The following is a 23,960-nucleotide window of genomic DNA, read 5'->3' as shown; positions in this document are numbered from 1 at the left end:
ACTCAGTGCTTGGCTGGCGCCTTCAGTTGCGCCAGCAGCGGCGCGCACTCGTTGTCGTCGCTCTTGCTCGGCGCGATCAGCGCCAGCAACCCGGCCGCCGGCCCGGCCACCACGCCCAGCGCGACCATGCCGGCGCCGCGCGCCAGCAGCGGCCCGGTATGCACGCCGGCCTGCGGGTTCTTGAAGGTGCCGTGCACGTATAGAGGCGAGCGCAACGAGAACAGCCGCACGCCCTTGCTGTGTGGAATCACATCGAGGTCCAGCTTCTCGTTGGCGAAGTTGGCGGTGCCCTCGACGTTGATGATCGCGTTCTCGGTATCGAAGGCGAACAGCCGTGGCGCGGCCAGGCCCTTGGTGACGCCGACGTCGGCCACCGCGCAATTGATCTTCACGTCGTCGTCGCCGAACAGCTTGGCCACGACATAGTTGCCGACGTTCAGCCCGGCGATCTCCATCAGCCCCTTGCTGATCCGCCCGTCATTGATCACCAGCCTCATGTCCCCATTGGCGCCGCCCAGGATGGTCGCCACCGAGTTGCCGGTGCCGTTCAGGTTGGCGTCGCCATTGAGCTCGCCGTAGCTGGTCTGCATCTGCTGGACGTTCGGGAACAGCTGCTTGAGTTTGAGGGCGCGCATCTGCAGCTGCAGCTTGCTCTGCATCGGCGTCTTGCCGCCGTCCAGCTGTGCCTGCGCGCTCAGGCTGCCGCCGGCGACGCCGAAGCGTAGCGGGTCCAGGCGCAACAGGCCGTCTTCGAGCAACAGGTGGGTCTGCAGGTCGCTGATCGGCAACTTGTCGCTGTGGATGATGCGCTTGCCGCTGAACTGCACGTCGGCGTCCATCGCGCGCCAGCGCTCGGTGCGGAACGCCTCCACCGGCAGCAGCTTGTCCGTCGGCTGGCGAGTCGTCTGCCCGCGCGCCTGCTTGGCCGAGTTGGAGTCGGCGCCGATCAGCGGGCCGAGGTCGGCCATGCGCAGCTGCTCGGAAGTGAGCTTGCCGCTGAGCTTGGGCCGCGGCTGGGCATTGATGAAGGTCAGGCTGCCGTGCAAGTCGCTCTCGCCCACCTTGCCGTTGAAGTTCTGGTACTCGAAACGCGCGCCCGCCGGGTCTTTCAGCTGCGCTTGCAGGCGACCGTCGGTGGCGTAGGCCGGAGTATCCGGCAGGGTCACGCCGGTCAGCGGATAGAGGTTGGCCATGCTGTTGCCGGCCAGCTTCAGGCGCAGGTCGAGCGCGCCCAGGTTCAACGGATCGGTGAGGGTGCCGACCACGCTTGCGCGGGTGTCGCCGATCTTCACCTCGGCCTGCAACGGGAATGGCCGGCTGGCATCTTCCAGCGCCAGCACGCCGCCGACCTTGCCGGCGCCCTCCAGCGGCAGGCCCTTGTAGCTGCCTTGAGCTTTCCAGCCGAACACATAGTCCTGGGTCGCCTGCGCCAGCTCGCCGCCCACGCCCTTGCCGGCCAGTTCGGCGAAGGGCACCGGCTTGCCGAGGGTGTTCACCTGCAGGTCCAGGCGGGTCTTCAGGCTCTGGTCGTCGAGGTTGATCCGGCCCTGGTCGAAGCCGATCTCGCCAATGGACAGCGTCCAGGGCGAAGGCTGTTCGCTGCCGTCCTTCGCCGGCAGGGTGAAGACCCAGTTGGCGCGGCCATCGGCCAGGCGCAGGAGATCGGCGCTCGGTTTGCTCAGGCGGACCTGCGGGATCACCACTTCATGCCACAGCAGCGGCAGCGGCGAGAGGCGGAACTCCACGCGCTCCAGGCTGGCGAACTGCGCGGCGCGGGTCTTGCCCTGCGTCCAGTCGGGGTTGCCCAACGTGAGGTCGCTGGCGCTGAAATGCGGCCAGGGCACCAGCGCGCGCCAGCCGCCCTGCTCCGGCTCGCGCTGCCAGAGCACCTGCAAGTCACCATTGATGGCGAAGGGGCGGCCGAGCGCGGCGGAAACCTTCTCGTTGATCAAAGGCCGCACGCCGTTCCAGTCGAAGGTAGCGATGAACACCAGCGCCGCCCCTCCCAGGGCGAGCAGGCCGGCAAGGCCGAACAGACAGATCTTGTGACCGCGGGTCATGCGGAACTCCTTGTCGCCGCGCCGGGAAGGCAGCCCCCGGCACATCCGCCCGACAGTTTGGGCAATCACGCCGGTCGAAGCCAGACACCGGCCATTGTGGCCTTGGACACGCCGAGCGAGCGGATGCTCCCGCTTGCGCCGGCAATCGGCCAAGGCGCGCGGCTCGCGCAGCAATCGATCAACCGCCTCGCAAACATCGATATCGACGGAAAAGCCCAGGCTAGAGCCATTCCCACGGTTTCGCTCAAAATAAATCAACTATTTAGATAATAGTAATTAGACCAATAACACCCATCAAGGCCATTGATAGAAGTCATTTTTTAAACTCAAGTTATTGTTTTTATTAGCACAAATTCATAATCAACGCTGTCGATATCGACTATGCAGCGGGTTCGTTTTTCAATCGATATTCCAGAACAGATACTAGCCCCGTGTCCAACGAACTCCCCACTCTCTTCTGGAGCCACATCATGAAACGCACTCTCGTACTTGGCTTTGCCCTCTCCGTACTTGCAGCCAATGCCGCTTTCGCTGGCTCGCAGCAAGAGACTTCGGTCCTGAACGCTACCCAGATCCAGGTTCTGGCCCAGGACGGCGGCGAACGCACCCTCGACCAACAGCACAAGCAACTGGAAGCCGCCAAAGCCCGCTTCGCTGAAAACGGTTCGAGCAAGACCATCGAGCAACTGCATCAGCAAATGGGCGTAGCGGAAAATGGCTCCAGCCAGACTGTTGACCGCCTGCACAGCCAACTGGGTGTCGCTGAAAACGGTTCCAGCCAGACTGTTGACCGCCTGCACAGCCAGCTGGGCGTAGCCGAAAACGGCTCCAGCCAGACTGTTGACCGCCTGCACAGCCAGCTGGGCGTAGCCGAAAACGGCTCCAGCCAGACTGTTGACCGCCTGCACAGCCAACTGGGCGTAGCCGAAAACGGCTCCAGCCAGACTGTTGACCGCCTGCACAGCCAACTGGGCGTAGCCGAAAACGGTTCGAGCCAGACCGTCGACCGTCTGCACAGCCAACTGGGCGTAGCCGAAAACGGTTCCAGCCAAACCATCGACAAACTGCATAGCGACATGAACGTGGCCGAAGCCGGTGGCGACATCGTCTTCAACACCCACCTGAAGGCCTAAACGCCAAGCAGTACACCGCAAGGTGAAAGAAAAGCCCGGTTAGTGCCGGGCTTTCTTAGTTCCGCCCCGCTTCATTCCACATCGAATAATCCAGGGTCGCCCCGGCCCGCCCCATCCTGCCCCAAATCCCCTCTGAAACGCCCGCTCCAGAGCGCCTCGGCGTATTCCATCATTTGCAGCGATAGTAGAAATTAGCCGGCTAAATAATCGACATCGTTGATCTACAGCATTGATGGGCATCGTTTTTAAATCGATTTATCCGAAGGGAAAATAAGCCTGTACCGGATCAAAACCTCTTCCCCCTTGCGGAGCTACTCAAAATGAAAACCCGAATCGCCCTCAGCCTTGCCCTCTCCCTGCTGGCTGCCAACATGGCCTTCGCCGCCCCCGCGCCGACCAGCGCTTCCGCCATCGCCCAGCCGCAAATCGCCCAGGACGGTTCGGATCGCACCATCGACAAACTGCATCAACGCCAGGCCGCCGACGCCCGCGTTGCCGAGAACGGCAGCAAACACAGCATCGACCGTCTGCACAAAGAAATGGGTAGCGAAGCCCGCGTCGCCGAAAACGGTTCCAGCCGCACCGTCGACAAACTGCACGAGCAAATGGGCGTCGCCGAGAACGGCACCAGCCAGACCGTCGACAAGCTGCACCAACAAATGGGCGTTGCCGAAAACGGCACCAGCCAGACCGTCGACAAACTGCACCAGCAAATGGGTGTTGCTGAAAACGGTTCCAGCAAAACCATTGACCGCCTGCACAGCGACATGAGCGTTGCCGAGAACGGTTCCAGCAAAACCATCGACCGCCTGCACAGCGACATGAGCGTTGCCGAAGCCGGTGGTGACATCGTCTTCAACGCCCACCTGAAGGCCTAAACGCCACGCAGTACACCGCAAGGTGAATGAAAAGCCCGGCTGATCTGCCGGGCTTTCTTATTTCCGTCGCTCGAATGATTTACCCGGGAATGCTCACGACCAACCTTTCCCGCCCCACACCCCGCGCAAACGCCCGATCCAGAGCCCTTCGACGACCGCAATCATCGACAGCGATAGTTGCAATCGGACCGGTAAATAATCGAGCTCGTCGATCCTCTGTATTGAGGAGCATCGTTTTTAAATCGATTTCTCCGAAGGGAAAATGAACCTGTACCGGATCAAAACCTCTTCCCCCTTGCGGAGCTAACCAAAATGAAAACTCGAATCGCCCTCAGCCTTGCCCTCTCCCTCCTGGCCGCCAACATCGCCTTCGCCCAGGACGGCTCTGATCACATCCATGCCGCCGCAGCCCGTGTAGCCGAAAACGGTTCCAGCCAGACCGTTGACCGCCTGCACCGCGAACTGGGCGTCGCTGAAAACGGCTCCAACCAAACCGTTGACCGCCTGCACAGCCAACTGGGCGTAGCCGAAAACGGTTCCAGCCAAACCGTCGACAAACTGCACAGCCAACTCGGCGTTGCCGAAAACGGCTCCAGCCAGACCGTCGACCGTCTGCACAGCCAACTGGGCGTAGCCGAAAACGGCTCCAGCCAGACCGTCGACAAACTGCACAGCCAACTGCGCGTCGCTGAAAACGGCTCCAGCCAGACCGTCGACAAACTGCACAGCCAACTGGGCGTCGCTGAAAACGGCTCCAGCCAAACCATCGACAAACTGCACGGCGAAATGAACGTAGCCGAAGCCGGTGGCGACATCGTCTTCAACGCCCACCTCAAGGCGTAAGCCTCACGCAGTACACCGCAAGGTGAAAGAAAAGCCCGGCATCTGCCGGGCTTTCTCATTTCTGCGGGTGGATCAGCTCGTCTTGTCCGGCGCACCGTCGGAGCGACCGATGTTCGGCGGCGCCTCCACCACAAGCTCTTCCGGCACTTCTTCCACGCGCGGGTCGAGAGTCGCCGACATCGGGCTGACCGTATCGGGCATGGCAACGTGATGCAGCGGCGCCTCGTCGACCCGGTGCAGGCCGGCCACGCGCTTGGGCTGCACCCAGAAGATCAGCAGCACGGCGTAGGCCGACACCAGCATGTAGAACATGCCCGGCCCGAAGCGATGCATCAGCGCACCGGCGAACAGCGGGCCGATGCACGCGCCCACGCCGTAGGTGGTCAGCAGCATGGCCGAGAGCGCTACGCGGCGCGGCTGCTCGACGTGGTCGTTGGCCAGCGCGACCGCCAGCGGGTAGAGGGTGAACAGCAGCATGCCGGTGACGAAACCGTTGGCTAGCAGCGCCCAGTACGGCAGCTGGATCAGCCCCCACATCGGCACGGCGGCGGCGCACAGCAGCAGCGCGTTGCCGCGAATCAGCCAGGCCCGGTTGACCCGGTCCGACAACCAGCCCAGCGGCCACTGCGCGCAGAAGCCAGCGACGATGCACATGCCGACGAACAGGCTCGACTGCGCGGTGTCCAGGCCGTTGCGGTTGGCGTACACCGGCGCCAGGCCGTAGAAGGCGCCGACCATCAGGCCGGCGACGAAAATGGTGCCCAGCGATTGCGGCACGCGCTTCCAGAAGAAGCCGATCTCCAGCGGCGCCGCCACCAGCTTGGCCGGGTGCACGCGGCGGGTCATGGCCAGCGGGATCAGGCAGGAGGCGAAGCAGATCGCCACCAGCAGCAACGGCTTGTAATCCAGCGCCGGGCTTGCGGCGAGCAGGCCCTGGCCGACCACCAGGCCCAGGTCCACCGCCACCATGTAGCCTGCGAACACCTTGCCGCGCTGGTGGCTCTCGGCCTGCTCGTTGAGCCAGCTCTCGATCACCATGTACTGGTTCATCATCACCGCGCCCAGGACGAAGCGCAGCACGATCCAGATGGCCAGGCTGTCGACCAACGCATGCAGCAGCACCACCACGGTGGCGATTCCGGCGCAGGCCACGTAGGAGCGGATGTGGCCGAAGCTGGCGATCAGCTTGTGGCCGAACTTGCCGCCGCAGACCAGGCCGAAGTAGTAGGCCGCCATCAGCCCGCCGACCCAGAGGTCGCCCGCGCCTTCGGCGGTCAGGCGCAGGCCCATGTAGGTGGTGAACAGGCCGGAGCCGGCGAGCATGAGCAAGGTGGCGGTATAGAGCGCCGGGAAGGTGACGAGCGGGCTGAACATGGTGGTTCCTGGCCGCGCGAGCAGGCGCGGCGAGCGAGAGTGACTAAGAAGAAAACGCGATGACCGCGGAACGGACGGGGCCGGAAGGCGCAGGCCGAGAGGCGCGCATTATCCACTCCCGCTCCGCGTGCCGCCATTGGCCGCGACACCCGGCCGCCGCGGGATGCTTCAATCAACAGGTAGGAAAATGCTGAAGGAGACGACCATGCCCTTCCATGACCATCGCGAAATCCTGCTCTGGTACCTGCTGCTCAACTACGCCGTGCTGCTGCTCTGGTTCGCCGTGTTCTGCTTCGCCCACGACTGGCTCTATCGCCTGCACAGCCAATGGTTCCGACTTTCGCCGGAGACCTTCGACGCCCTGCACTACGCCGGCATGGCGATCTACAAGATCGGCGTGCTGCTGTTCGTCCTGGTGCCGCTGCTGGCGCTGTGGATAACCGGCGCATGAGCCGCGCTGAGTGATCGTCTGCGAGCGCCAATCGGCGCGCAGGGCGCGGATGCCTGCAGGAGAAATTTTCTCGGCCCCGACAACCGCCGGCGCATTTGGGAATCGTCCTACACTGCGACTGCATTGCCGTCCTACAAGCCCTCTGCGTAGGGTTCCGCCCGCCACGAATTTGCCGTGGCCAGGAGTGGAATCCTGGGTAGTACACCTTGCAGTTCGCTGTAGCAGAGCGCGGCCGGCCTTACGCAGACCGAGCCCTGGCAGTCTATGGCGGACCGTGCAAGGCGGGCGCGAGCCCGACCGGATTGGTGTACTCCGGCGATTCCACCCTTGCACGGTCCGCCTCCATCCACACCCGGATGGGGGCGGTTCCTGATCGGAAAAGGAGCCCCGAAGTGCAAGACGTCTACCTCCCCACTTTCTTCCCCCGTCACCTGCGCACCCTGCGCGCGACCATGATCGACAACCAACCCTGGTTCGCCGCCGTCGACCTCGCCCGCCTGCTCGCGGTGAGGTACCCGCACAGCTTCCACCAGCGCTTCCAGCCCCACGAAACCCGCCGCGTCCACCTGCAATACGAAAGCGGCCGCGAAGAGCCGGTCGACATGCTCAGCGAACCGGCGCTCTACAAGGCCCTGGTCCGCTTCGGCCACCCGGAAGTGAGCAGCCTCGAACACTGGCTCAGCCACGAGGTCATCCCCACCCTGCGCGACCTGCACAGCGACGACGACTACCTGCCGCGCCGCGTGGTGATGAGCCTGCAGCAGCAACGCATGACGCTGCTCGAATGGCAGGGCGAATTGTGGGTGCCGCTGGAGAAAGTGCCGAGGCTGATGCAGGCCCGCTGAAGGGAGTTCGCAGGATGGGTTGACCTGCGAAACCCATGCTGCAAGACGATCGCGAAGCCCCATTGCAGAGCGGAATACGGCCCCTTTTGCGCCCTCTACTCCTGCCCGTGCCGGCCGTTTAGCCTTTGAAAATCAACCCGTTGCCTGACCGCCGCGGCGATCTTTTTTATAGGCCCCGAGCATATTTTTAATAATTTTCCTCGGCCGGAAGCTGAAGCACCATCGCCCGCCCCGAAAGGTCTTGCGTTCAGCTTCCACGAGTCAGCAATGAAAAAAACAACAAACGCTTCCGATACCTCCATCCCTGCCCATCAACCGCATTCCGATGCGAGCGCGCCCCGAGCGTTTCGCAAATCCCTAGGCATCACCGCGCTCGTTCTCTTCGGGCTGGCGTACATGGTGCCGCTGGCGGTCTTCACGACCTACGGCCTGGTTACCCGGCTGACCATGGGTCATTTATCCACCGCCTATGTGATCACCCTGGCGGCGATGCTGCTCACCGCCTACAGCTACGGGCGCATGGTCCAGGCGCATCCGTTCTCCGGCTCGGTCTACACCTACACGCGCAAGACCTTCGGCGCCTATTTCGGCTTCATGGCCGGCTGGACGCTGCTGCTCGACTACATCTTCCTGCCGCTGCTCAGCTACCTGCTGATCGGCATCTACATGGCCGAGTACTTCCCGGCGGTGCCCGCCGCGACCTGGATCCTGGGTTCGATCGCGCTGGTGACTTTCCTCAACCTCGTCGGCATCGAGTCCATCACCCGCGTGAACTGGATTCTGATCGTCGCCCAGGCCGTATTCATCGTGGTGTTCATCGCCCTTTCGGTGAGCCACTTGAACGGCCAGGCCGAACCGATTTCGCTGCTCAAGCCAATCTATGGCGAGCACTTCGACTTCTCGCTGGTGATGTCCGGCGCGGCCATGCTCTGCCTGTCGTTCCTCGGCTTCGATGCCGTGTCGACCATGGCCGAGGAAACGCCGAACCCGAAGCGCCAGATTCCCCGAGCCATCATGCTGGTGACGCTGATCGGCGGCCTGCTGTTCATCGTCCCGGCCTATTTCGGCCAGCTGGTCTTCCCGGAATGGAGCGCCCTCACCGACGCCGATTCCGCCGCGCTGGACGTGATGCGCCGCATCGGCGGCGAAGGCCTGGTGACATTCTTCACCGCGACCTATGTGGCCGGCTGCTTCGCTTCGGCGATGGTGTCCCAGGCCAGCGTGTCGCGCGTGCTGTTCGCCATGGGGCGTGATGGGGCGATTCCCCGGGTGTTCGGCAAGCTGGTGTCGAAGAAGCGCGTACCGGCCACGGCGATCATGCTCATCAGCCTGCTCTCGCTGATCGCGCTGTTCGTCACCCTGGATACGGTTGCCAACATGATCAGCTTCGGCGCGCTCTTCGCGTTCTCGGCGGTGAACCTGGCCGTCATCAAGCACTACCTGATCGACGAGAAGCGCACCGGCCTGCGTGATTACCTGAGCTACGGCGCGCTGCCGGCGGCGGGCTTCCTCAGCACCATCTGGCTGTGGTCGAGCCTGTCGGGCATGACCTTCATGATCGGCTTCGGCTGGATGGCCCTAGGCCTCATCTGCCTGCTCAGCGCCACCCGCCTGTTCCGCGAACCGCTGCCGGAACTGCAGATGGCGGAGTGATGAATCGCCGGGGCAGCTGCTCCGGCAAAACGAAAGGGGACGGAAGAATGCTTCCGTCCCCTTTTGCCGTCAGCGGCCCTTGCGGCTCAGCTGGGCCTGCATGTACTGGCGCAGCAGCTGGTTGATGCGGGTCTGGTAGCCGGCGCCCTGCTCCTTGAACCAGGCGAGCACGTCGGCGTCCAGGCGGATGGTCACCGATTGTTTCGCCGGCACGTGCAGCTCGGCCTGCTCGAAAAAGGCGTCGCCCAGCTCGGGGATTTCGCTGGTGTCGATGTCCTTGTCGGCCTGTCTGGCCAGGCGGTCCCAATCAGTTTTCGATGCGTTTGGCATAGCGTCTGGCCTCTTCTCGAGTGGCTTTGCGGGCGGAGATGATGCGAATCGTCTCGCCGCTTCGTTCGCAGTACACGACCACCGCGAACAGCGCCATCAGCCTGCCCAGGCCGATCCAGCGCTCCTCGCCGTAGTCGATCCGGTCATCGCGCAGCACCAGCATCGGATGCTGGAACATGTCCGGCACGTCGCTGAAGTCGATGCCGTGCTTGCGGATGTTCGCCCGGTTCTTGGCTTCGTCCCATTCAAAGAACATGGGACTCACCGTAATTACATGTGTACATACACTACTCCACTTTTGGGGATTGTGCAGCCGCCTTGCCGCCGGCGACCGACAACTGGTTGCTGGCTCAGAAAAACAGCTCGGCGCGGAAGTACACCGGGCGCTCGCGCCGCTCGATGACGGCGGGTCGCTCCAACGAGCGGGCGAAACTCAGCGCAGCCGCCAGGTGGCGACCGCGAACGCGAAACTCCAGCGCGTGGCCGCTCAGGCGGCCATGCAGGTCGGGGTTGTAGCGGCCGTGGGCGATGGCACCGAAGTCGTAGCCGTAGCCCACGCCGTACTCCTGCAGCCATGGCCCCCACGCCAGAGGGCGGCGCCAGCGCAGCTGGTTGCGCCAGTAGTAGCCGGAGTCGCCGGCAAGGCTCTGCTCCTTGAAGCCGCGTACCGAGTTGAGCCCGCCGAGGCTGATGCGTTGCGGGCCGTTCAGGACGTCTTCGCTACGCTGCGCGGTGGCCAGCGCGTCGAAGTTGAAGCGCTCGCCCCACAGCTGGAATGGCTGCAGGTAGCTCAGGGTCAGCGTGTACTTGTCGTAGAGCGCGTGCGGCTCGCCGGGCTGCGGATCGTGCTCGCCCTGGGCGCCGAGCGCCCCAATGCCTTGCTGCCAGCCGGCATCGAGATTGATGAAAGCCCCACCGATGCGCCGGCCGTGGCCGAACCCGAGCTGCGCCTCGGTGATCTCGCTGCTGGCTATGCCTATCTCCTCGCCATCGATGTAGGTGCGCGAGGACATCCGGGCCAGGCCAAGGTTGAGCGATGTCCTGCTCACCGCATCGCGATGCAGCACACGCTCGCCGCCCAGGCGCTGCACCTGGCTGTCGCCATCCAGCGTGAAGGCGTAGCCATAGCCCTGGCTGCGGGTGCGGTAGGCGCTGCGCTGGTAGCCGTAGCTGAAGGTCCACCAGCCGTAGGGCAAGCTGTAGAACAGCCCCTGGTGATCGGAAGCTTTCCAGCGATCACTCACGACATCCTGGCCGGCGCGCAGGGCAAGCTGGTCGGCGAGGCCCAGCGGGCTGTCCCAATCCAGACCGACGCCGGCCTGCTGCTCACCGCTGCTGCGTTCACCGCTGTTGTCGCGGAAGGCGGACACACGCCAAGGCTTGTCGCGCTCGCCCGCCACCCGCACGCGGCTGCCGCCGACTTCCTGGCCGGGCACCAGCTCCAGCTGCGCCTGGCGCGAAGGCAGGCGGTTGAGGTGCTCGACCAATTGCTCCAGCTCGCGCAGGTCGAGCAGTTCGCCGGGGCGGCCGGGAAAGGCCATGCCCAGTTCGCGGTCGCTGGCGAGGCTGGAGTTATCGAAGCCCTCCAGGTGACCTTCGACCACTCGGATCTGCAGCGCGCCTGTGGAGAGGTCCTGCTGCGGCAGGTAGACGCGCGTGGTGACCAGGCCGCGCGCCAGGTAGTGATCGGTGATCGCCTTGAGCAGCCCGTCGAGCTGATGGGCGCTCAAACACCGGCCGCGATGGGCGGCCAGCAATCGCTCACGGGTGGACAGGTCGAGATGCTCGGCGCCTTGCAGATTGATGCTGCGGACAACCACACAGCGGCTATCGCCTGCGCTTTCTTCCGGCGATTGTGGCGCGGCCTCGCCGGGTAGCTGCTGCAGCTCCAGCAGCCGCCTTTCCTGCTCGCGCAGCAGTTGCTCCTGGCGTTCGTGCTGGTAATCGCGCTCCCCCGGTGTCGCGGGGAGCGACGCGGCCTGGGTGTCCAGATTGGCGAAGCAGGCGGCGGCCAGCGCCCAATGGCATGACGATGCTTTCATCCCGGCGAACCCTCGAATGGCGAAGACTGGGCGCGGGATTACAACAAGGCGTGGCCGCTGGCAGACCGGGCGGCAGCGAAGGCGGCGGCAATTCGGATTCGGCCTGCGCGCCCTCGCCCGGTTTCGTCAGGGCAGGGTTACGGGCTCCGACGGCAGGCGGTAGATCCAGATGCGCTTGAGCACGGTGCTGAACTGCCGCGCGAAGCTGCCGCTGTTGTAGGTCTGTCCGTAGCGCGCGGCGATCTCGCGTACTTCGCGCGCAAGTTCCGCGTAGCGGCGGGCTGGTAGGTCGGGGTACAGGTGATGCTCGATCTGGTGGCTGAGGTTGCCGGTGAGGATGTGCAGCAGCTTGCCGCCTTCCAGGTTGCTGGAGCCACGCAGCTGGCGCAGGTACCAATGCCCGCGGGTTTCGCCCTCCAGCACGCTCGCTGGGAACACCGCGGCCTTCTCGGTGAAGTGGCCGCAGAAGATCACCGTGAAGGTCCACAGGTTGCGCAGCAGGTTGGCCAGCAGGTTGCCGGCTAGCACTGCGCCGAAGCCGCCACCGAACAGGCCGAGCAGCGGGAAGAACAGGTAATCCTTGACCCACTGGCGCCCCACCTTGGCGTTGAACTGGCGCAGCAGCGGGCGCAGTTCGTCCTTGCTCATGCGGCCCTTGAAGTACTTGTCCAGGCGCAGGTGCTGGACCGCCACGGCGTACTGGAAAAGCGCCGCCTGGAGCGTTACCCACAGCGGCTGCCAGCGGTAGAAGGGCTTCCACTTCTGCTCGGGGAAGAGGCGCACCACGCCGTAGCCAACGTCGTCGTCCTTGCCCAGCACGTTGGTGTAGGTGTGGTGGATGTGGTTGTGCGTGTGCCGCCAGAAATCGGCCGGGCCGACGATATCCCACTCGTACTGGCGGCCGGCGAGCTCCGGGTCGTTCATCCAGTCGTACTGGCCGTGCATGACGTTGTGGCCGAGCTCCATGTTCTCGAGGATCTTGCCCAGGCCCAGGAGCAGGCTGCCGAGCAGCCAGGTCGGCGGGAACCAGCCGAACATCAGCAGCGCGCGGCCGCTCCAGCAGCAGGCGCGCACCGCGGCGCGAACGCGGCGGATGTAGCGTGCATCGGTCTCGCCGAGGTCGTTCAGGGTGCGCAGGCGCAGGGCATCAAGTTCGGCGCCGAAGGCGGCCAGTTCGGCCGGGGAAAGGTCGCGGTCTTCGCGCATTGCAGAGGTTCCGAAAGAAATTAGAGGTCGAGGCTGACGTCGCCCTGCGGGGCGCTGACGCACAGGCGGATCGGCTGTTGCGGCTCGCTGTGCAGCTCGCCGCTGCGCAGGTCGCGCACGCTGCCGGAAAGCAGGGTGCAGGTGCAGCTGGCGCAGATGCCCTGGCGGCAACCGTGGGCCGGGCGCAGGCCGGCGGTTTCGGCCTGTTCGAGCAGGCTGCGTTGGTTGTCGCCGAGGGATTGCTGGCCGCTGCGGGCGAAGTGCAGGCGCACTTCGTGCCGAGTTTCATAGCCACTCCAGGCGGGAGCGCTGAAGGCTTCCCATTGCAGACTGGCCGCGCGTTCGGCCAGCGATTCGCGCACGGCCTCGACGAAGCCGGCCGGGCCGCAGGCCAGCACATGCTCACCTGCCAGGTCTTGCAGATGCTCGTGGCGGAAGCGCCCGTGCAGATCGCCGGCGTCGGCTTCGGCGCCGCTGATGGCCCAGCGCGGGGTGAAGTTTGGGAACTGTTCGGCGAGCGCCTGCAGATGGTCGTGGAAGGCACGCTGGCCGCGCTCGCGGACGTAATGCAGCAGCGTGATCGGTCCGCGATAGCCATCGGCAAGCGCCTGGCGCAGCAGGCCGAGCAAGGGCGTCACGCCGCTGCCGGCAGCGAGCAGCAGCACGCCGCGCTCGTCCTGCGGCCAGTGCAGGTCGCCGCCCGGCGCGCCCAGTTCGAGCACATCGCCCACGCACAATTGACCGACCAGCAATGGCGAGACACGTCCGTCCGGCTGCCGCTTCACGGCGATCTCCAGGCAACCGTCCTTCTCACCGATCAGGCTGTAGCTGCGGCCGAGACGCACGCCGTCGTGCTCGATGAAAAGCTGCAGGTGCTGCCCGGGCCGCGCGCCGCGCCAGTTGGCGTTGGGTCGCAGGCGCAGGGCGAGCATGTCGTCAGCGACCCATTGCCGCGCCTCGACGCGGGCGAAGACACGGTTCAGAGCCCAGGCGGGATTGAGCGCGGCGAGCACGGCGTCGACGTCGGCTTCGCGCAGCCAGCCGTCACGCGCCAGCACGCGCAAGGGGGCGAGCAGCGGGCGCAAGGGCCGCAGCCAGGTCAGGGGAAGCAGGGACATGCAAATACCAGAAGAGTAAACACTTGTTCACTAAACTGGCATGCCGCCACCTTTCAGTCAACACTCGTTCACTGAAAAGACGGGGGCGGCTCACCGTTTTGCCTGGTCATTTGCTAGAGTGCCGCAGCCCTCGCCACGGAAGCCTCCATGTCCTCTCCCCGCGCCGAACAGAAACAGCAGACCCGCCAGGCCCTGATGGACGCCGCGCGCGGCCTGATGGACAGCGGCCGCGGTTTCAGCGCCCTCAGCCTGCGCGAGGTGGCGCGCGCCGCCGGCATCGTTCCGGCAGGCTTCTACCGGCACTTCGCCGACATGGACGCGCTGGGCCTGGCGCTGGTCGCCGACGTCGACGAGACCTTCCGCCAGACCCTGCGCGTGGTACGCCACAACGAGTTCGAGATGGGCGGGGTGATCGAGGCCTCGGTGCGCATCTTCCTCGACGCAGTCACCGCCAACCGCACCCAGTTCCTGTTCCTCGCCCGCGAGCAGTACGGCGGCTCGCTGGTGATCCGCCAGGCCATCGGCACCCTGCGCCAGCGCATCACCGACGACCTCGCCGCCGACCTCGCGCTGCTCAACAAGCTGCCGCACCTGAAGACGGCGGACCTCGACGTGATCGCCGACCTGGTGGTGAAGACGGTGTTCGCCACCCTCCCCGAGCTGATCGACCCGCCGCACGACACGCTGCCGGCACACCTGACTCCGGAAGCCAAGGTCACCCAGCAGCTGCGCTTCATCATGATCGGCGCGAAGCACTGGCTGGGCATCGACCCGCGCGGGTAAGCCGCGCTGCCCTGTAGGAGCGGACCTTGTCCGCGAATCGCGCGCATGGCGCGCTCCTACACGGGATATCGGCGCAGGGATTTTCGCGGATGAGATCCGCTCCTACCCAGTGCTCTGGGTCCCCGCGTTCGCGGGGATGACGCAGGAGAAATCGAATCCGAACCCCTTCACGCCCCCGAACGGTGCGCACCATTTGCGTGCGCACCACGAGCGCGCACCCGCACCATTCCTGATCGTTCGGACAGCCCGTGGTTGCTGGCTGCGAGCAGGCTGGCAAGGCCCTTGCTGTAGCTCCGCCATTGCCTGCCTACGGACACCGCCATGCTGGTCATCCACCAACGCACCGAACCCCGCGAGCGCTGGGACGCCGAACTGCACCTGAACTACGAAGCCCGCAGCAAAAGCCGACTGCGCTGCTTCAGCCGCGACGGCGAAGACGTCGGCCTGTTCCTCGAACGCGGCCAACCACCGCTGGCCGATGGCGACTTCCTGCTGGCCAACGACGGCCGCGTGGTGCGCGTGTACGCCGCGCCCGAACAACTGATGCACGTGACCTGCGCCAGCCCGCGCGAGCTGAACCGCGCGGCCTATCACCTGGGCAACCGCCACGTCGCCCTGCAGGTCGGCGAAGGCTGGTTGCGGTTGCTCGACGACTACGTGCTCAAGGCCATGCTCGACCAGCTCGGCGCCAGCGTGGAAAGCATCGAGGCGCCCTTCCAGCCCGAGCACGGCGCCTATGGCGGCGGCCACCACCATTCGCACCACGGCGAAGCGGAGTTCAACTACGCGCCGAAGCTGCACCAGTTCGGAGTACGCAAGTGATCGCAGCCGGCTTCTGGAGCCTGCTGCGCCTGGCCAGCCCGCAGCTGCCCATCGGCGGCTACAGCTATTCGCAAGGCCTGGAAGCGGCGCTGGAGCATGGCCTGGTGAAGGACGCCGACAGCGCCTTCGCCTGGCTCGCCGACCAGTTGCAACTGAACCTCGCCCGCTTCGAAGGCCCGCTGCTGGCGGAGCTGCTGCGCGCCGCGCTGGCGGCTGACTGGAGCGCCCTTTCCGACGCCGCCGAGCGCCATCGCGCAAGCCGCGAAACCCGCGAGCTGGCCCAGGAGAGCCGGCAGATGGGCTTCTCCCTGGCGCAACTGCTGGACGCCCTGCCGGAGTTGGATGACGCCGCGCGCACCTGGCTCGCCGCCCAATCCGAACCTTCGCTGGCCGCCACCTGGGCCCTAGCTGCTCGGGCATGGGGGCTGAGCGTGGAGCAAGCCCTCGGTGCCTGGCTGTGGAGCTGGCTGGAAAACCAGCTCGCGGTGCTGATGAAGGCCCTGCCGCTGGGCCAACTGGCGGCGCAGAAGCTCACCTCGTGCCTGCTCCCTGAACTAGACCGGGCCTGCTCGTCCGCGCTGGCCGAGGAGGCGCCCGGCAGTGCGCCCTTCGGCCTGGCGCTGGCGAGCATGGCCCATGAATCGCAATACAGCCGTCTGTTCCGTTCCTAGGAGAAATGCCCATGAACTCCCAACCCCTGCGCGTCGGCATCGGCGGCCCGGTGGGCTCCGGCAAGACTGCCCTGACCCTCGCCCTGTGCCGCGCCCTGCGCAATCGCTACAACCTCGCGGTGGTGACCAACGACATCTACACCCAGGAAGACGCGCAGTTCCTGGTGCGCAACGAGGCCCTCGACCCGGAGCGGATCATCGGCGTGGAAACCGGCGGCTGCCCGCACACGGCGATCCGCGAAGACGCCTCGATCAACCTGGAAGCGGTCGACCAGCTCAACCGCCGCTTCCCGGGCCTGGAGCTGATCCTGGTGGAGTCCGGCGGCGACAACCTTTCGGCCACCTTCAGCCCGGAGCTGTCGGACCTGACGCTGTACGTGATCGACGTTTCCGCCGGCGACAAGATCCCGCGCAAGGGCGGGCCGGGCATCTGCAAGTCCGACCTGCTGGTGATCAACAAGATCGACCTGGCGCCGCTGGTGGGCGCGTCCCTCGAAGTGATGGAGCACGACGCCAGGAAGATGCGCGGCGAGCGCCCCTTCGTGTTCAGCAACCAGAAGACCGGCCTGGGGTTGGACGAGATCATCGCCTTCATAGAACGGCAGGGGCTGCTGACGGCGGCCTGAGGTTGTTTGCTAGGTCCCCGCGTTCGCGGGGATGACGAAAGGAGCGGGCCCCATGCGTCTCCCCCGCGAACGCGGGGGGTCCAACGAACAAGATCACCAAGGAGTCCCACATGTCCCTGCGCAAAAGCCTCTACGCCCTGGCGCTGTTCCTCACCCCGGCCATCGCCTTCGCCCACCCCGGGCATGGCGACAACGGCCTGGCCGCCGGCGTGCTGCACCCGCTGACCGGCCTCGACCACCTGCTGGCGATGTTCGCCGTCGGGCTCTGGGCTGCACAGCAGAAAGGCGCGGCGCGCCTGGCGCTGCCCTGCACTTTCGTCGGCACGATGTTGCTGGGAGGGCTGCTCGGCTTCGACGGCGTGCAACTGCCCTTCATCGAAACCGGCATCGCTGCTTCGGTCCTCGCCCTGGGCCTGTGCGTGGCGCTGGCGGTGCGCCCACCGCTGCCGCTGGCGATGGGCGTGACCGCAGTGTTCGCCCTGGCCCACGGCATCGCCCACGGCCTGGAGCTGCCGGAGCTGTCGAGCCCCTGGACCTATGCCGCTGGATTCGTCGGCGCGACTGCCGCGCTGCATGCGGCGGGTTATGCGCTGGTTCGTGCACTGCCCCAGGCGGCCGCGCCGCTGGTGCGCATCGCCGGGCTGGCTTCGGCGGGTGCCGGAGTGTGGTTGCTGGCGGGTTGATGATTGGCAACGGCGGATAACCGCTTCGCGGTTATTCGCCCTACGAAAAAACGGCATTCCACGGGAGCACATCGACTCCCATGTAGGGTGCATAACCCCGTGGGGGTTATGCACCGCCGCTTCCCCGCATCACTCCTTCCGATGCACCGAGAACCCGGCCCAGGCCTGGCTCACCGGCATGATCTCCAGGCTGTTGATGTTGATGTGCGCGGGCTGGTTGATCATCCACCAGATGGTTTCGGCGATGTCTTCCGGCTGCAGCGCTTCCGCGCCGGCGTAGGTCTTGTCGTAGCGCGCCTGGTCGCCGCCGAAGCGCACCAGGGAGAACTCGCTCTCGCACAGGCCCGGCTCGATGTTGCTGACGCGCACGCCGGATCCCTGCAGGTCGCAGCGCAGGCTCAGCGAGAACTGCTCGACGAAGGCCTTGGTCGCGCCATAGACGTGGCTACCCGGATAGGGCCACTGGCCGGCCACCGAGCCGAGGTTGAGGATGCTCGCCCCGCGGCCCTGGGCGATCAGGCGCGGCAGCAGCAGGCGGGTGCAATACATCAGGCCCTTGATATTGGTGTCGACCATGGTGTCCCAGTCGTCCAGGTCGCAGTTCTGCGCCGGGTCCGCGCCCAGGGCGAGGCCGGCGTTGTTGATCAGCGCGGTCAGCTTGTCGAATTTGGCGGGCAGGTTGTCGACGGCGCGGGTCACGGCAGCGCGGTCGCGCACGTCGAGGACGATCGGCAGCACCTCGGTCTGGCTCGAAAGCTCCTTGGCCAGCGCCTGCAGGCGATCCTCGCGACGGCCGCTGATGATCAGCGACCAGCCTTCGCGGGCGAAGCGGCGGGCGCAGGCTTCGCCGAAACCGGACGTGGCGCCGGTGATGAATACGCTGGAGGTCATGGGCAATTCCTCTTCTGGGCCAGGTGCGGCCTGGCTCGCGGGTGGTCTGTCGGCCCCCGAGGATAACAGCCCGCCTTGCGCGGGGTGCGCTACAGAAAAGCGATACACCACCCGCACAGTTGCCGCTGCCCTCAAGGGCGGGAGCTGGCAGCGTTCTCCCCCAGTTTCTGCACAGGGTTTTCCACAGCTTCTTCACCCTTTGCTGCAAATTGATCGGTGCTCGGCATCCACGATGCCGGATCAGGCATTGTGCGGCCTGCAGCCCCACCTGAGCAGAAATCAGCCAGTCCCGGCGAGGCCCCGCAGGGCGGGGGCCGGAGCGGTCTTCCCCCACGTTTTCCACAGGCTGCTCAACAGCCACCGGGGATAAACCGATACGTAGCCAAGCAAGGGCACGTATCGGACAGAAACCGCTCAACCCGCCACAAGTCGCGTGGGGCCTGGCGCGGGGCAGTCTGTCCCGAGCTTGTCCACAGCTATTCCAACAGCTTCCGTGGACAAGCCGGGGACCTGTCCGCAACCCCACCGGTGCAAGCTAACTGTTTGTATATCCAGGGGATTTATGGCGTTGGCGAAAAAACCGGCAGGGTGCTGGGAGGCTGCTGGGGCGGGCCTTGCGGCGAGCTGCCCCAGCGTTATCCACAATCTTGTCCAGCGTTTCTCTGGACAACCGCCTCAGCCGTTCTGCTCCACCAGCAGGCGTGCGGCGATCAGGTCTTCCAGGGCGTAGCCGACCGATTTGAACAGGGTGATCTCCTCGCCGTCGCGGCGCCCGCCCTGGCCCTGCAACAGGTCGCTGAGCTGGGTGTGGATAGCCGACGCGGCGATCACCCCTTCGGCCAGCGGAATCAGCAGGTCACCCGCCTCCTCCAGCGCACCTTCGCGGGTGTCGACGACGATGCGCGCACGGCGCACCGCTTCGCTGTCGGTCTCGCGCATGCTCGGCAGGAAGGCGCCGACCAGGTCGAGGTGCGTGCCGGGGCGCAGCCATTCGCCGCGCACTATCGGCTCGCGCGAGGTGGTCACGCAGCTGACGGTGTCGGCCTGGGCCACGCCTCCGGCGAGGTCGGTGCAGGCACGCACCGGGTAGCCTTCGGCGTTCAGGCGTTCGACCAGCGCGGCGACCTTCTCCGCTTGCCGGCCCCAGATGGCGATATCGGTGTAACTGCGCACCACGCTGTGGGCGCGGACCATATGCGCCGCCAGGGTGCCGCTACCAACGATCAGCAGGCGCTGGGCATCGCGCCGCGCCAGGTAGTCGGCGGCCAGCGCCGAGGTGCTGGCGGTGCGCCGCGCGGTCAGTTCGGAGGCTTCGAGCAGCGCCAGCGGACGGCCGTTCTCGCCGTCGAACAGGCAGAACAGCGCGGCTACCGCCGGCAAGTTGCGCGCGCCGTTGCCGGGGAACACGGTGACCAGCTTCACGCCGATGTCCTGTCTCGGCCGCCACACCGGCATGGTCAGCAGCGAGGCGTTGTCCGGCAGGTTGTGGCAGCCGCGCACTGGCGCCTCGCAGGGGCCGGCGAGGCCCGCGCGCAGCGCTTCGATCAGTTGTGGATAAGCCAGGCGTGGGGCGACGTCGGCGTTGGTGAGGAAACGAACGTCTTGCATGGGGACTCCGGTGAAGGCTGGTTCACTGGGTCCCCGCGTGCGCGGGGAAGACGGTCCAGGGATGCCGAGCCCCCCCAACCCGTCATTCCCGCGAACGCGGGAACCCAGCGACTATCGCGTCAGTGCCCGCCCAGGTAGGCGTTGCGCACGTCCTGGTTGCCAAGCAGTTCGGCGCCGGTGCCAGTCAGGCGAATCTCGCCGTTGACCATCACGTAGCCGCGGTCGGACAGCTTGAGCGCGTGGTTGGCGTTCTGCTCGACGAGGAACAGGGTCATGCCGCTCTGCGCCAGTTCGCGGAGGATCTGGAAGATCTGCTTGACCACGATGGGCGCGAGGCCCAGCGAGGGTTCGTCGAGCAGCAGCACCTTGGGCCGGCTCATCAGCGCGCGGGCGATGGCGAGCATCTGCTGCTCGCCGCCGGACATGGTCATGGCGCGCTGGTTGCGCCGCTCCTTCAGGCGCGGGAAGAGGTCGAACATGCGATCCATGTCTTCCTGCACGTGGTCGATGCCGATGGGGATGGTGCCCATCAGCAGGTTTTCCTCCACCGACATGTCGGGGAACACCCGGCGCCCTTCCGGCGACTGCGCGATGCCGTTGGAGGCCACGTAGTGCGCAGAGCGCTTGGCGATGTCCTCGCCGCGGTAGAGGATCTGCCCGGCCGCCGCGCGCGGCTGGCCGAAGATCGACATCAGCAGGGTGGACTTGCCGGCACCGTTGGCGCCGATCAGCGCCACCGTCTCGCCTTCGTTGACGGTCAGGGAAACCTTCTTCAGCGCCTGGATCGGCCCGTAGAACACATCCACATCACGGAATTCCAGAATGGGCGCCGTCATGCGAGCTCCTCTTCATCTGCGCCCAGGTAGGCGGCGATAACCTTCTCGTTGCTGCGAATTTCTGCCGGCAGGCCACGGGCGATTACGTCGCCGTGGTCGAGCACGATGATGTGGTCGGAAATGTTCATGACCATGCCCATGTCGTGCTCGATGAGCAGCACGGTGATCCCGTGGTGATCGCGCAGGTAACGAACGATGCGGCTCAGCGCCTGGGTCTCGGCCGGGTTGAGGCCGGCGGCCGGTTCGTCCAGGCAGATCAGCTCGGGGCGCGTGCACATGGCGCGGGCGATCTCCAGGCGGCGCTGCTGGCCGTAGGACATCTCGCCGGCCAGGCGGTTGGCGCAGTCCACCAGGTCGACCACTTCCAGCCAGTAGAAGGCGTGGTCCAGCGCCTCGCTTTCCGCGCGGCGGTAGCCGGGGGTGTTGAGGATGCCGGAGATGAGGTTGCGGTTGGCGTACATGTGCTGCGCGACCAGCAAGTTCTCCACCACCGACATGTCACGGAACAGGCGGATGTTCTGGAAGGTCCGCGCCAGGCCTGCGCGGTTCACCAGGTGGGTGCCGCCGAACATCTTGTAGTACAGGCGGTTGGCGAATTTCGCCGGATTTACGAAGTCGCCGCCCTCGAACGGCTGGCCGAGCACCTTGATCACGTCGGTCGGCGAGCCCTGGGTGTTGAGCAGGATCTTGCCGCCGGTGGCCTTGTAGAAGCCGGTCAGGCAGTTGAACACGGTGGTCTTGCCGGCGCCGTTGGGGCCGATCAGCGCGGTGATCGAACCGCGCTCCACATCCAGGTTGACGTCGTTCAGCGCCTTGATGCCGCCGAAGTGCATCATCAGGTGCTCGACACTGAGGATCTTGTCGCTCATGGCGCCACCCCCTTGCGTACGGCGAAGCCGCGGCGGTTGATGCGGATCAGCCCGCGCGGACGCCAGATCATCATCAGCACCATGAGGATGCCGAACAGCAGCACGCGGTAGTCGGCGAAGCTGCGCAGCAGCTCAGGCGTCACGGTCAGCACGAAGGCCGCGAGCACCACGCCGACCGTCGAACCCATGCCGCCCAGCACCACGATGGCGAGGATCAGCGCCGACTCGAAGAAGGTGAACGAGGACGGGTTGACGAAGCCCTGGTAGCTGGCGAAGAACACCCCGGCCAGGCCCGCGGTGGAAGCGCCGAGCATGAACGCCGAGAGCTTCACCAGCACGTGGTTCAAGCCCAGCGAGCGGCAGGCGATCTCGTCCTCGCGCAGCGCTTCCCAGGCGCGGCCGACCGGCATGCGCACCAGGCGGTGCTTGATGTAGAGCACCAGCAGCACGACCAGGAAGAGCACGGCGTAGATGAAGATGAACTTGAGGTTCTGGTTGTAATCGATGCCGAGGAACTCGTGGATCGGCGTGCCGCCCTCCTTCGCCCGGCGACCGAATTCCAGGCCGAAGAAGGTCGGCGAGGGCACCGGCATGCCGTTCGGGCCGCCGGTGAAGGACAGCCAGTTGTTGAGGATCAGGCGGATGATCTCGCCGAAGCCGAGGGTCACGATGGCCAGGTAGTCACCGTGCATGCGCAGCACCGGGAAGCCCAGCAGCGCGCCGGCGACGGCAGCCATCACGGCGGCCAGCGGCAACATGGTCCAGAAGCCCAGGCCCAGGTACTGGTAGCCCAGCGCCAGGCCGTAGGCGCCGATGGCGTAGAAGGCCACGTAGCCGAGGTCGAGCAGACCGGCGAGGCCCACCACGATGTTCAGGCCCAGGCCGAGCAGCACGTAGATCAGGCCGAGGATGACCACGGTGAGCAGGTACTTGGTGGCGAAGAACGGCATGATCACCGCGGCCACCACCAGCAGCGGGACGATCCAGCGCAGGCGGGTCTTGTAGCCGGGCGGCAGCACGCTGATGCCGGAGTCCGAACCCTCGAAGCGCTCCAGCCCGCGTTGGCCGGCTGGGGTCTGCAGGTACAGGCTGAGCAGCAGGCGGCCAAGCATCACGGCGCCGACCATCAGGGCCAGGCGCTGGGGTTGCAGGTTGAAGCTGTAGCCGTCGAGGACGATGCCGACGATGGGGCCGAAGACGATGAGCGCGACCAGGCCGGCGAGGACGGCGTCCAGCAGGCTCTTTTTCAGGTCGAGGCGCGGAGCGGAGGCAGTTGCGGAAGTCATGCTCACACCTTCGTCACCTGGGGACGGCCCAGGAGTCCTTGCGGTCGGAAGATCAGGATGGTCACCAGCAGGCCGAAGGCGAACACGTCCTTGTAGTCGGTGTTCACCATGCCGGAGAACTGCGCTTCGGCGACGCCGAGGATGAGGCCGCCGAGCATGGCGCCGGGTAGCGAGCCGATGCCGCCGAGCACCGCGGCGGTGAACGCCTTGATGCCGATGACGAAGCCGGCATAGAAGTCGAAGGTGCCGTAGTTCATGGTGATCAGCACACCGGCCAGGGCGGCCATGGACGCACCGATCACGAACACGTAGGAGATCACCCGGTCGGTGTTGATGCCGAGGATCGAGGCCATCTTGCGATCCTGCTGGGTGGCGCGGCACATGCGGCCGAGCTTGGTGTGCTGGATCACGTAGGTCAGCACGGCCATGCCGACGAAGGACGCGATCAGGATGAACAGCTTGGTGTAGGTCAGCTGGACCCAGCCTTCACCGACATGGAACTTGATTGCGCCCTCGAGCAGCGTCGGCACGCCCTGCTGGCGCGGGCCCTGGGACAGCTGCACGTAGTTCTGCAGGATCAGCGACATGCCGATGGCCGAGATCAGCGGGGCCAGGCGGGTGGAGTTGCGCAGCGGCTTGTAGGCGATGCGTTCGATCGCCCAGCCATACACGCCGGTGACGAAGATGGTGAAGGCCAGGGTGCCGAGGATCAGCAGCGGGAAGGACTGCACGCCGAAGAAGGCCAGCACGGCCAGGCCGATCGCGGAAAGGTAGGCCGAGACCATGTACACCTCGCCGTGTGCGAAGTTGATCATGCCGATGATCCCGTAAACCATGGTGTAGCCGATGGCGATCAGGCCGTAGACCGACCCGAGGGTCAGCCCGTTGATCATTTGCTGAAGGAAGATACCGTCCACTATTGGGTACTCACGCAAGCGGGGCAGGAAAAGGC

General features: G+C 65.6%; 24 protein-coding genes. 11 read left to right on the top strand and 13 right to left on the bottom strand.

Translation table 11 applies throughout. From position 1 onward, the window contains the following. Positions 1 to 2: 2 nt before the first annotated feature. A complete protein-coding gene (locus ACA097_RS15615; RefSeq protein WP_043255665.1) occupies positions 3 to 2,060 on the bottom strand; it encodes an AsmA family protein in 2,058 nt (685 codons plus the stop codon). Between the two features lie 470 nt (positions 2,061 to 2,530). On the opposite strand from ACA097_RS15615, the gene ACA097_RS15610 reads away from it, so the two are divergent. The 3 genes from ACA097_RS15610 (at position 2,531) to ACA097_RS15600 (ending at position 4,914) form a co-directional block, all read left to right on the top strand. Then, complete coding sequence (locus ACA097_RS15610; protein WP_371364365.1) at positions 2,531 to 3,193, top strand: hypothetical protein; 663 nt, start codon at positions 2,531 to 2,533, stop codon at positions 3,191 to 3,193. A gap of 320 nt (positions 3,194 to 3,513) precedes the next feature. After that, complete coding sequence (locus tag ACA097_RS15605; RefSeq protein ID WP_043255667.1) at positions 3,514 to 4,071, top strand: hypothetical protein; 558 nt, start codon at positions 3,514 to 3,516, stop codon at positions 4,069 to 4,071. 312 nt (positions 4,072 to 4,383) lie between these two features. Further along, positions 4,384 to 4,914 carry a hypothetical protein gene (locus ACA097_RS15600; protein ID WP_371364363.1) on the top strand — a complete coding sequence of 177 codons (531 nt, stop codon included), beginning with the start codon at positions 4,384 to 4,386 and terminating at the stop codon, positions 4,912 to 4,914. A 72-nt stretch (positions 4,915 to 4,986) separates the two neighbouring features. Here ACA097_RS15600 and ACA097_RS15595 read toward each other — a convergent pair whose 3' ends face one another. After that, positions 4,987 to 6,288 (bottom strand): MFS transporter, encoded by a 1,302-nt coding sequence (locus ACA097_RS15595; RefSeq protein ID WP_371364361.1) that lies wholly within the window; start codon positions 6,286 to 6,288, stop codon positions 4,987 to 4,989. A gap of 205 nt (positions 6,289 to 6,493) precedes the next feature. On the opposite strand from ACA097_RS15595, the gene ACA097_RS15590 reads away from it, so the two are divergent. From ACA097_RS15590 to ACA097_RS15580, 3 genes are all read left to right on the top strand, one after another. Beyond that, complete coding sequence (locus ACA097_RS15590) at positions 6,494 to 6,739, top strand: DUF6868 family protein (protein ID WP_043257801.1); 246 nt, start codon at positions 6,494 to 6,496, stop codon at positions 6,737 to 6,739. 392 nt (positions 6,740 to 7,131) lie between these two features. Then, positions 7,132 to 7,584 (top strand): Bro-N domain-containing protein, encoded by a 453-nt coding sequence (locus ACA097_RS15585; protein ID WP_371364359.1) that lies wholly within the window; start codon positions 7,132 to 7,134, stop codon positions 7,582 to 7,584. Positions 7,585 to 7,851: 267 nt separating this feature from the next. Next, the gene (locus ACA097_RS15580; protein ID WP_371364357.1) at positions 7,852 to 9,237 is read left to right on the top strand and encodes an APC family permease; all 1,386 of its coding nucleotides are present in this window, start codon (positions 7,852 to 7,854) and stop codon (positions 9,235 to 9,237) included. A gap of 69 nt (positions 9,238 to 9,306) precedes the next feature. Here ACA097_RS15580 and ACA097_RS15575 read toward each other — a convergent pair whose 3' ends face one another. From ACA097_RS15575 to ACA097_RS15555, 5 genes are all read right to left on the bottom strand, one after another. Next, positions 9,307 to 9,567, bottom strand: coding sequence for a BrnA antitoxin family protein (locus ACA097_RS15575; RefSeq protein WP_160288529.1), 261 nt, complete (start codon positions 9,565 to 9,567; stop codon positions 9,307 to 9,309). Continuing rightward, positions 9,545 to 9,823, bottom strand: coding sequence for a BrnT family toxin (locus ACA097_RS15570; protein ID WP_043255675.1), 279 nt, complete (start codon positions 9,821 to 9,823; stop codon positions 9,545 to 9,547). Before ACA097_RS15570 ends, ACA097_RS15575 begins: the two co-directional genes overlap by 23 nt. A 94-nt stretch (positions 9,824 to 9,917) precedes the next feature. Next, positions 9,918 to 11,609 (bottom strand): ShlB/FhaC/HecB family hemolysin secretion/activation protein, encoded by a 1,692-nt coding sequence (locus ACA097_RS15565; protein WP_371364354.1) that lies wholly within the window; start codon positions 11,607 to 11,609, stop codon positions 9,918 to 9,920. Between the two features lie 126 nt (positions 11,610 to 11,735). Further along, positions 11,736 to 12,815 (bottom strand): fatty acid desaturase, encoded by a 1,080-nt coding sequence (locus ACA097_RS15560; RefSeq protein ID WP_371364352.1) that lies wholly within the window; start codon positions 12,813 to 12,815, stop codon positions 11,736 to 11,738. A 20-nt stretch (positions 12,816 to 12,835) separates the two neighbouring features. After that, positions 12,836 to 13,933 (bottom strand): ferredoxin reductase, encoded by a 1,098-nt coding sequence (locus ACA097_RS15555; protein ID WP_371364350.1) that lies wholly within the window; start codon positions 13,931 to 13,933, stop codon positions 12,836 to 12,838. A 147-nt stretch (positions 13,934 to 14,080) separates the two neighbouring features. Between ACA097_RS15555 and ACA097_RS15550 the strand changes: the two genes are divergently transcribed. The 5 genes from ACA097_RS15550 (at position 14,081) to ACA097_RS15530 (ending at position 17,518) form a co-directional block, all read left to right on the top strand. Next, on the top strand, positions 14,081 to 14,716 hold the full coding sequence (locus ACA097_RS15550; RefSeq protein ID WP_371364348.1) for a TetR family transcriptional regulator: 636 nt from the start codon (positions 14,081 to 14,083) through the stop codon (positions 14,714 to 14,716). A 321-nt stretch (positions 14,717 to 15,037) separates the two neighbouring features. After that, entirely contained in the window at positions 15,038 to 15,538 is a 501-nt protein-coding gene (ureE, locus tag ACA097_RS15545; RefSeq protein WP_371364346.1) for an urease accessory protein UreE, read from the top strand. Beyond that, complete coding sequence (locus tag ACA097_RS15540) at positions 15,538 to 16,209, top strand: urease accessory protein UreF (RefSeq protein WP_371370528.1); 672 nt, start codon at positions 15,538 to 15,540, stop codon at positions 16,207 to 16,209. The genes ureE and ACA097_RS15540 overlap by 1 nt, the downstream gene beginning before the upstream one ends. Positions 16,210 to 16,220: 11 nt before the next feature. Continuing rightward, a complete protein-coding gene (ureG, locus tag ACA097_RS15535) occupies positions 16,221 to 16,835 on the top strand; it encodes an urease accessory protein UreG (protein WP_043255684.1) in 615 nt (204 codons plus the stop codon). 110 nt (positions 16,836 to 16,945) lie between these two features. Next, positions 16,946 to 17,518: a HupE/UreJ family protein gene (locus ACA097_RS15530; protein ID WP_371364344.1), complete on the top strand. Its 573-nt coding sequence runs from the start codon at positions 16,946 to 16,948 to the stop codon at positions 17,516 to 17,518. 129 nt (positions 17,519 to 17,647) lie between these two features. Here the strand turns inward: ACA097_RS15530 and ACA097_RS15525 are convergent, their stop codons facing one another. From ACA097_RS15525 to ACA097_RS15500, 6 genes are all read right to left on the bottom strand, one after another. After that, positions 17,648 to 18,409, bottom strand: a complete 762-nt coding sequence (locus ACA097_RS15525) for an SDR family oxidoreductase (RefSeq protein ID WP_371364342.1) — start codon at positions 18,407 to 18,409, stop codon at positions 17,648 to 17,650. Between the two features lie 675 nt (positions 18,410 to 19,084). After that, on the bottom strand, positions 19,085 to 20,017 hold the full coding sequence (locus ACA097_RS15520; RefSeq protein WP_371364340.1) for an ornithine cyclodeaminase family protein: 933 nt from the start codon (positions 20,015 to 20,017) through the stop codon (positions 19,085 to 19,087). A gap of 119 nt (positions 20,018 to 20,136) precedes the next feature. Beyond that, the gene (locus tag ACA097_RS15515; protein WP_371364338.1) at positions 20,137 to 20,853 is read right to left on the bottom strand and encodes an ABC transporter ATP-binding protein; all 717 of its coding nucleotides are present in this window, start codon (positions 20,851 to 20,853) and stop codon (positions 20,137 to 20,139) included. After that, the gene (locus ACA097_RS15510) at positions 20,850 to 21,722 is read right to left on the bottom strand and encodes an ATP-binding cassette domain-containing protein (protein ID WP_043255691.1); all 873 of its coding nucleotides are present in this window, start codon (positions 21,720 to 21,722) and stop codon (positions 20,850 to 20,852) included. Before ACA097_RS15510 ends, ACA097_RS15515 begins: the two co-directional genes overlap by 4 nt. Next, on the bottom strand, positions 21,719 to 23,008 hold the full coding sequence (livM, locus tag ACA097_RS15505; protein WP_160288538.1) for a high-affinity branched-chain amino acid ABC transporter permease LivM: 1,290 nt from the start codon (positions 23,006 to 23,008) through the stop codon (positions 21,719 to 21,721). The genes ACA097_RS15510 and livM overlap by 4 nt, the downstream gene beginning before the upstream one ends. 2 nt (positions 23,009 to 23,010) lie before the next feature. Next, positions 23,011 to 23,925, bottom strand: coding sequence for a branched-chain amino acid ABC transporter permease (locus ACA097_RS15500; RefSeq protein WP_043255695.1), 915 nt, complete (start codon positions 23,923 to 23,925; stop codon positions 23,011 to 23,013). Between the last annotated feature and the right edge of the window lie 35 nt (positions 23,926 to 23,960).

The sequence above is a fragment of the Pseudomonas sp. QL9 genome, assembly GCF_041409665.1.
Classification (GTDB): domain Bacteria; phylum Pseudomonadota; class Gammaproteobacteria; order Pseudomonadales; family Pseudomonadaceae; genus Pseudomonas; species Pseudomonas knackmussii.
This window is presented reverse-complemented; position numbering and strand designations above follow the sequence as displayed.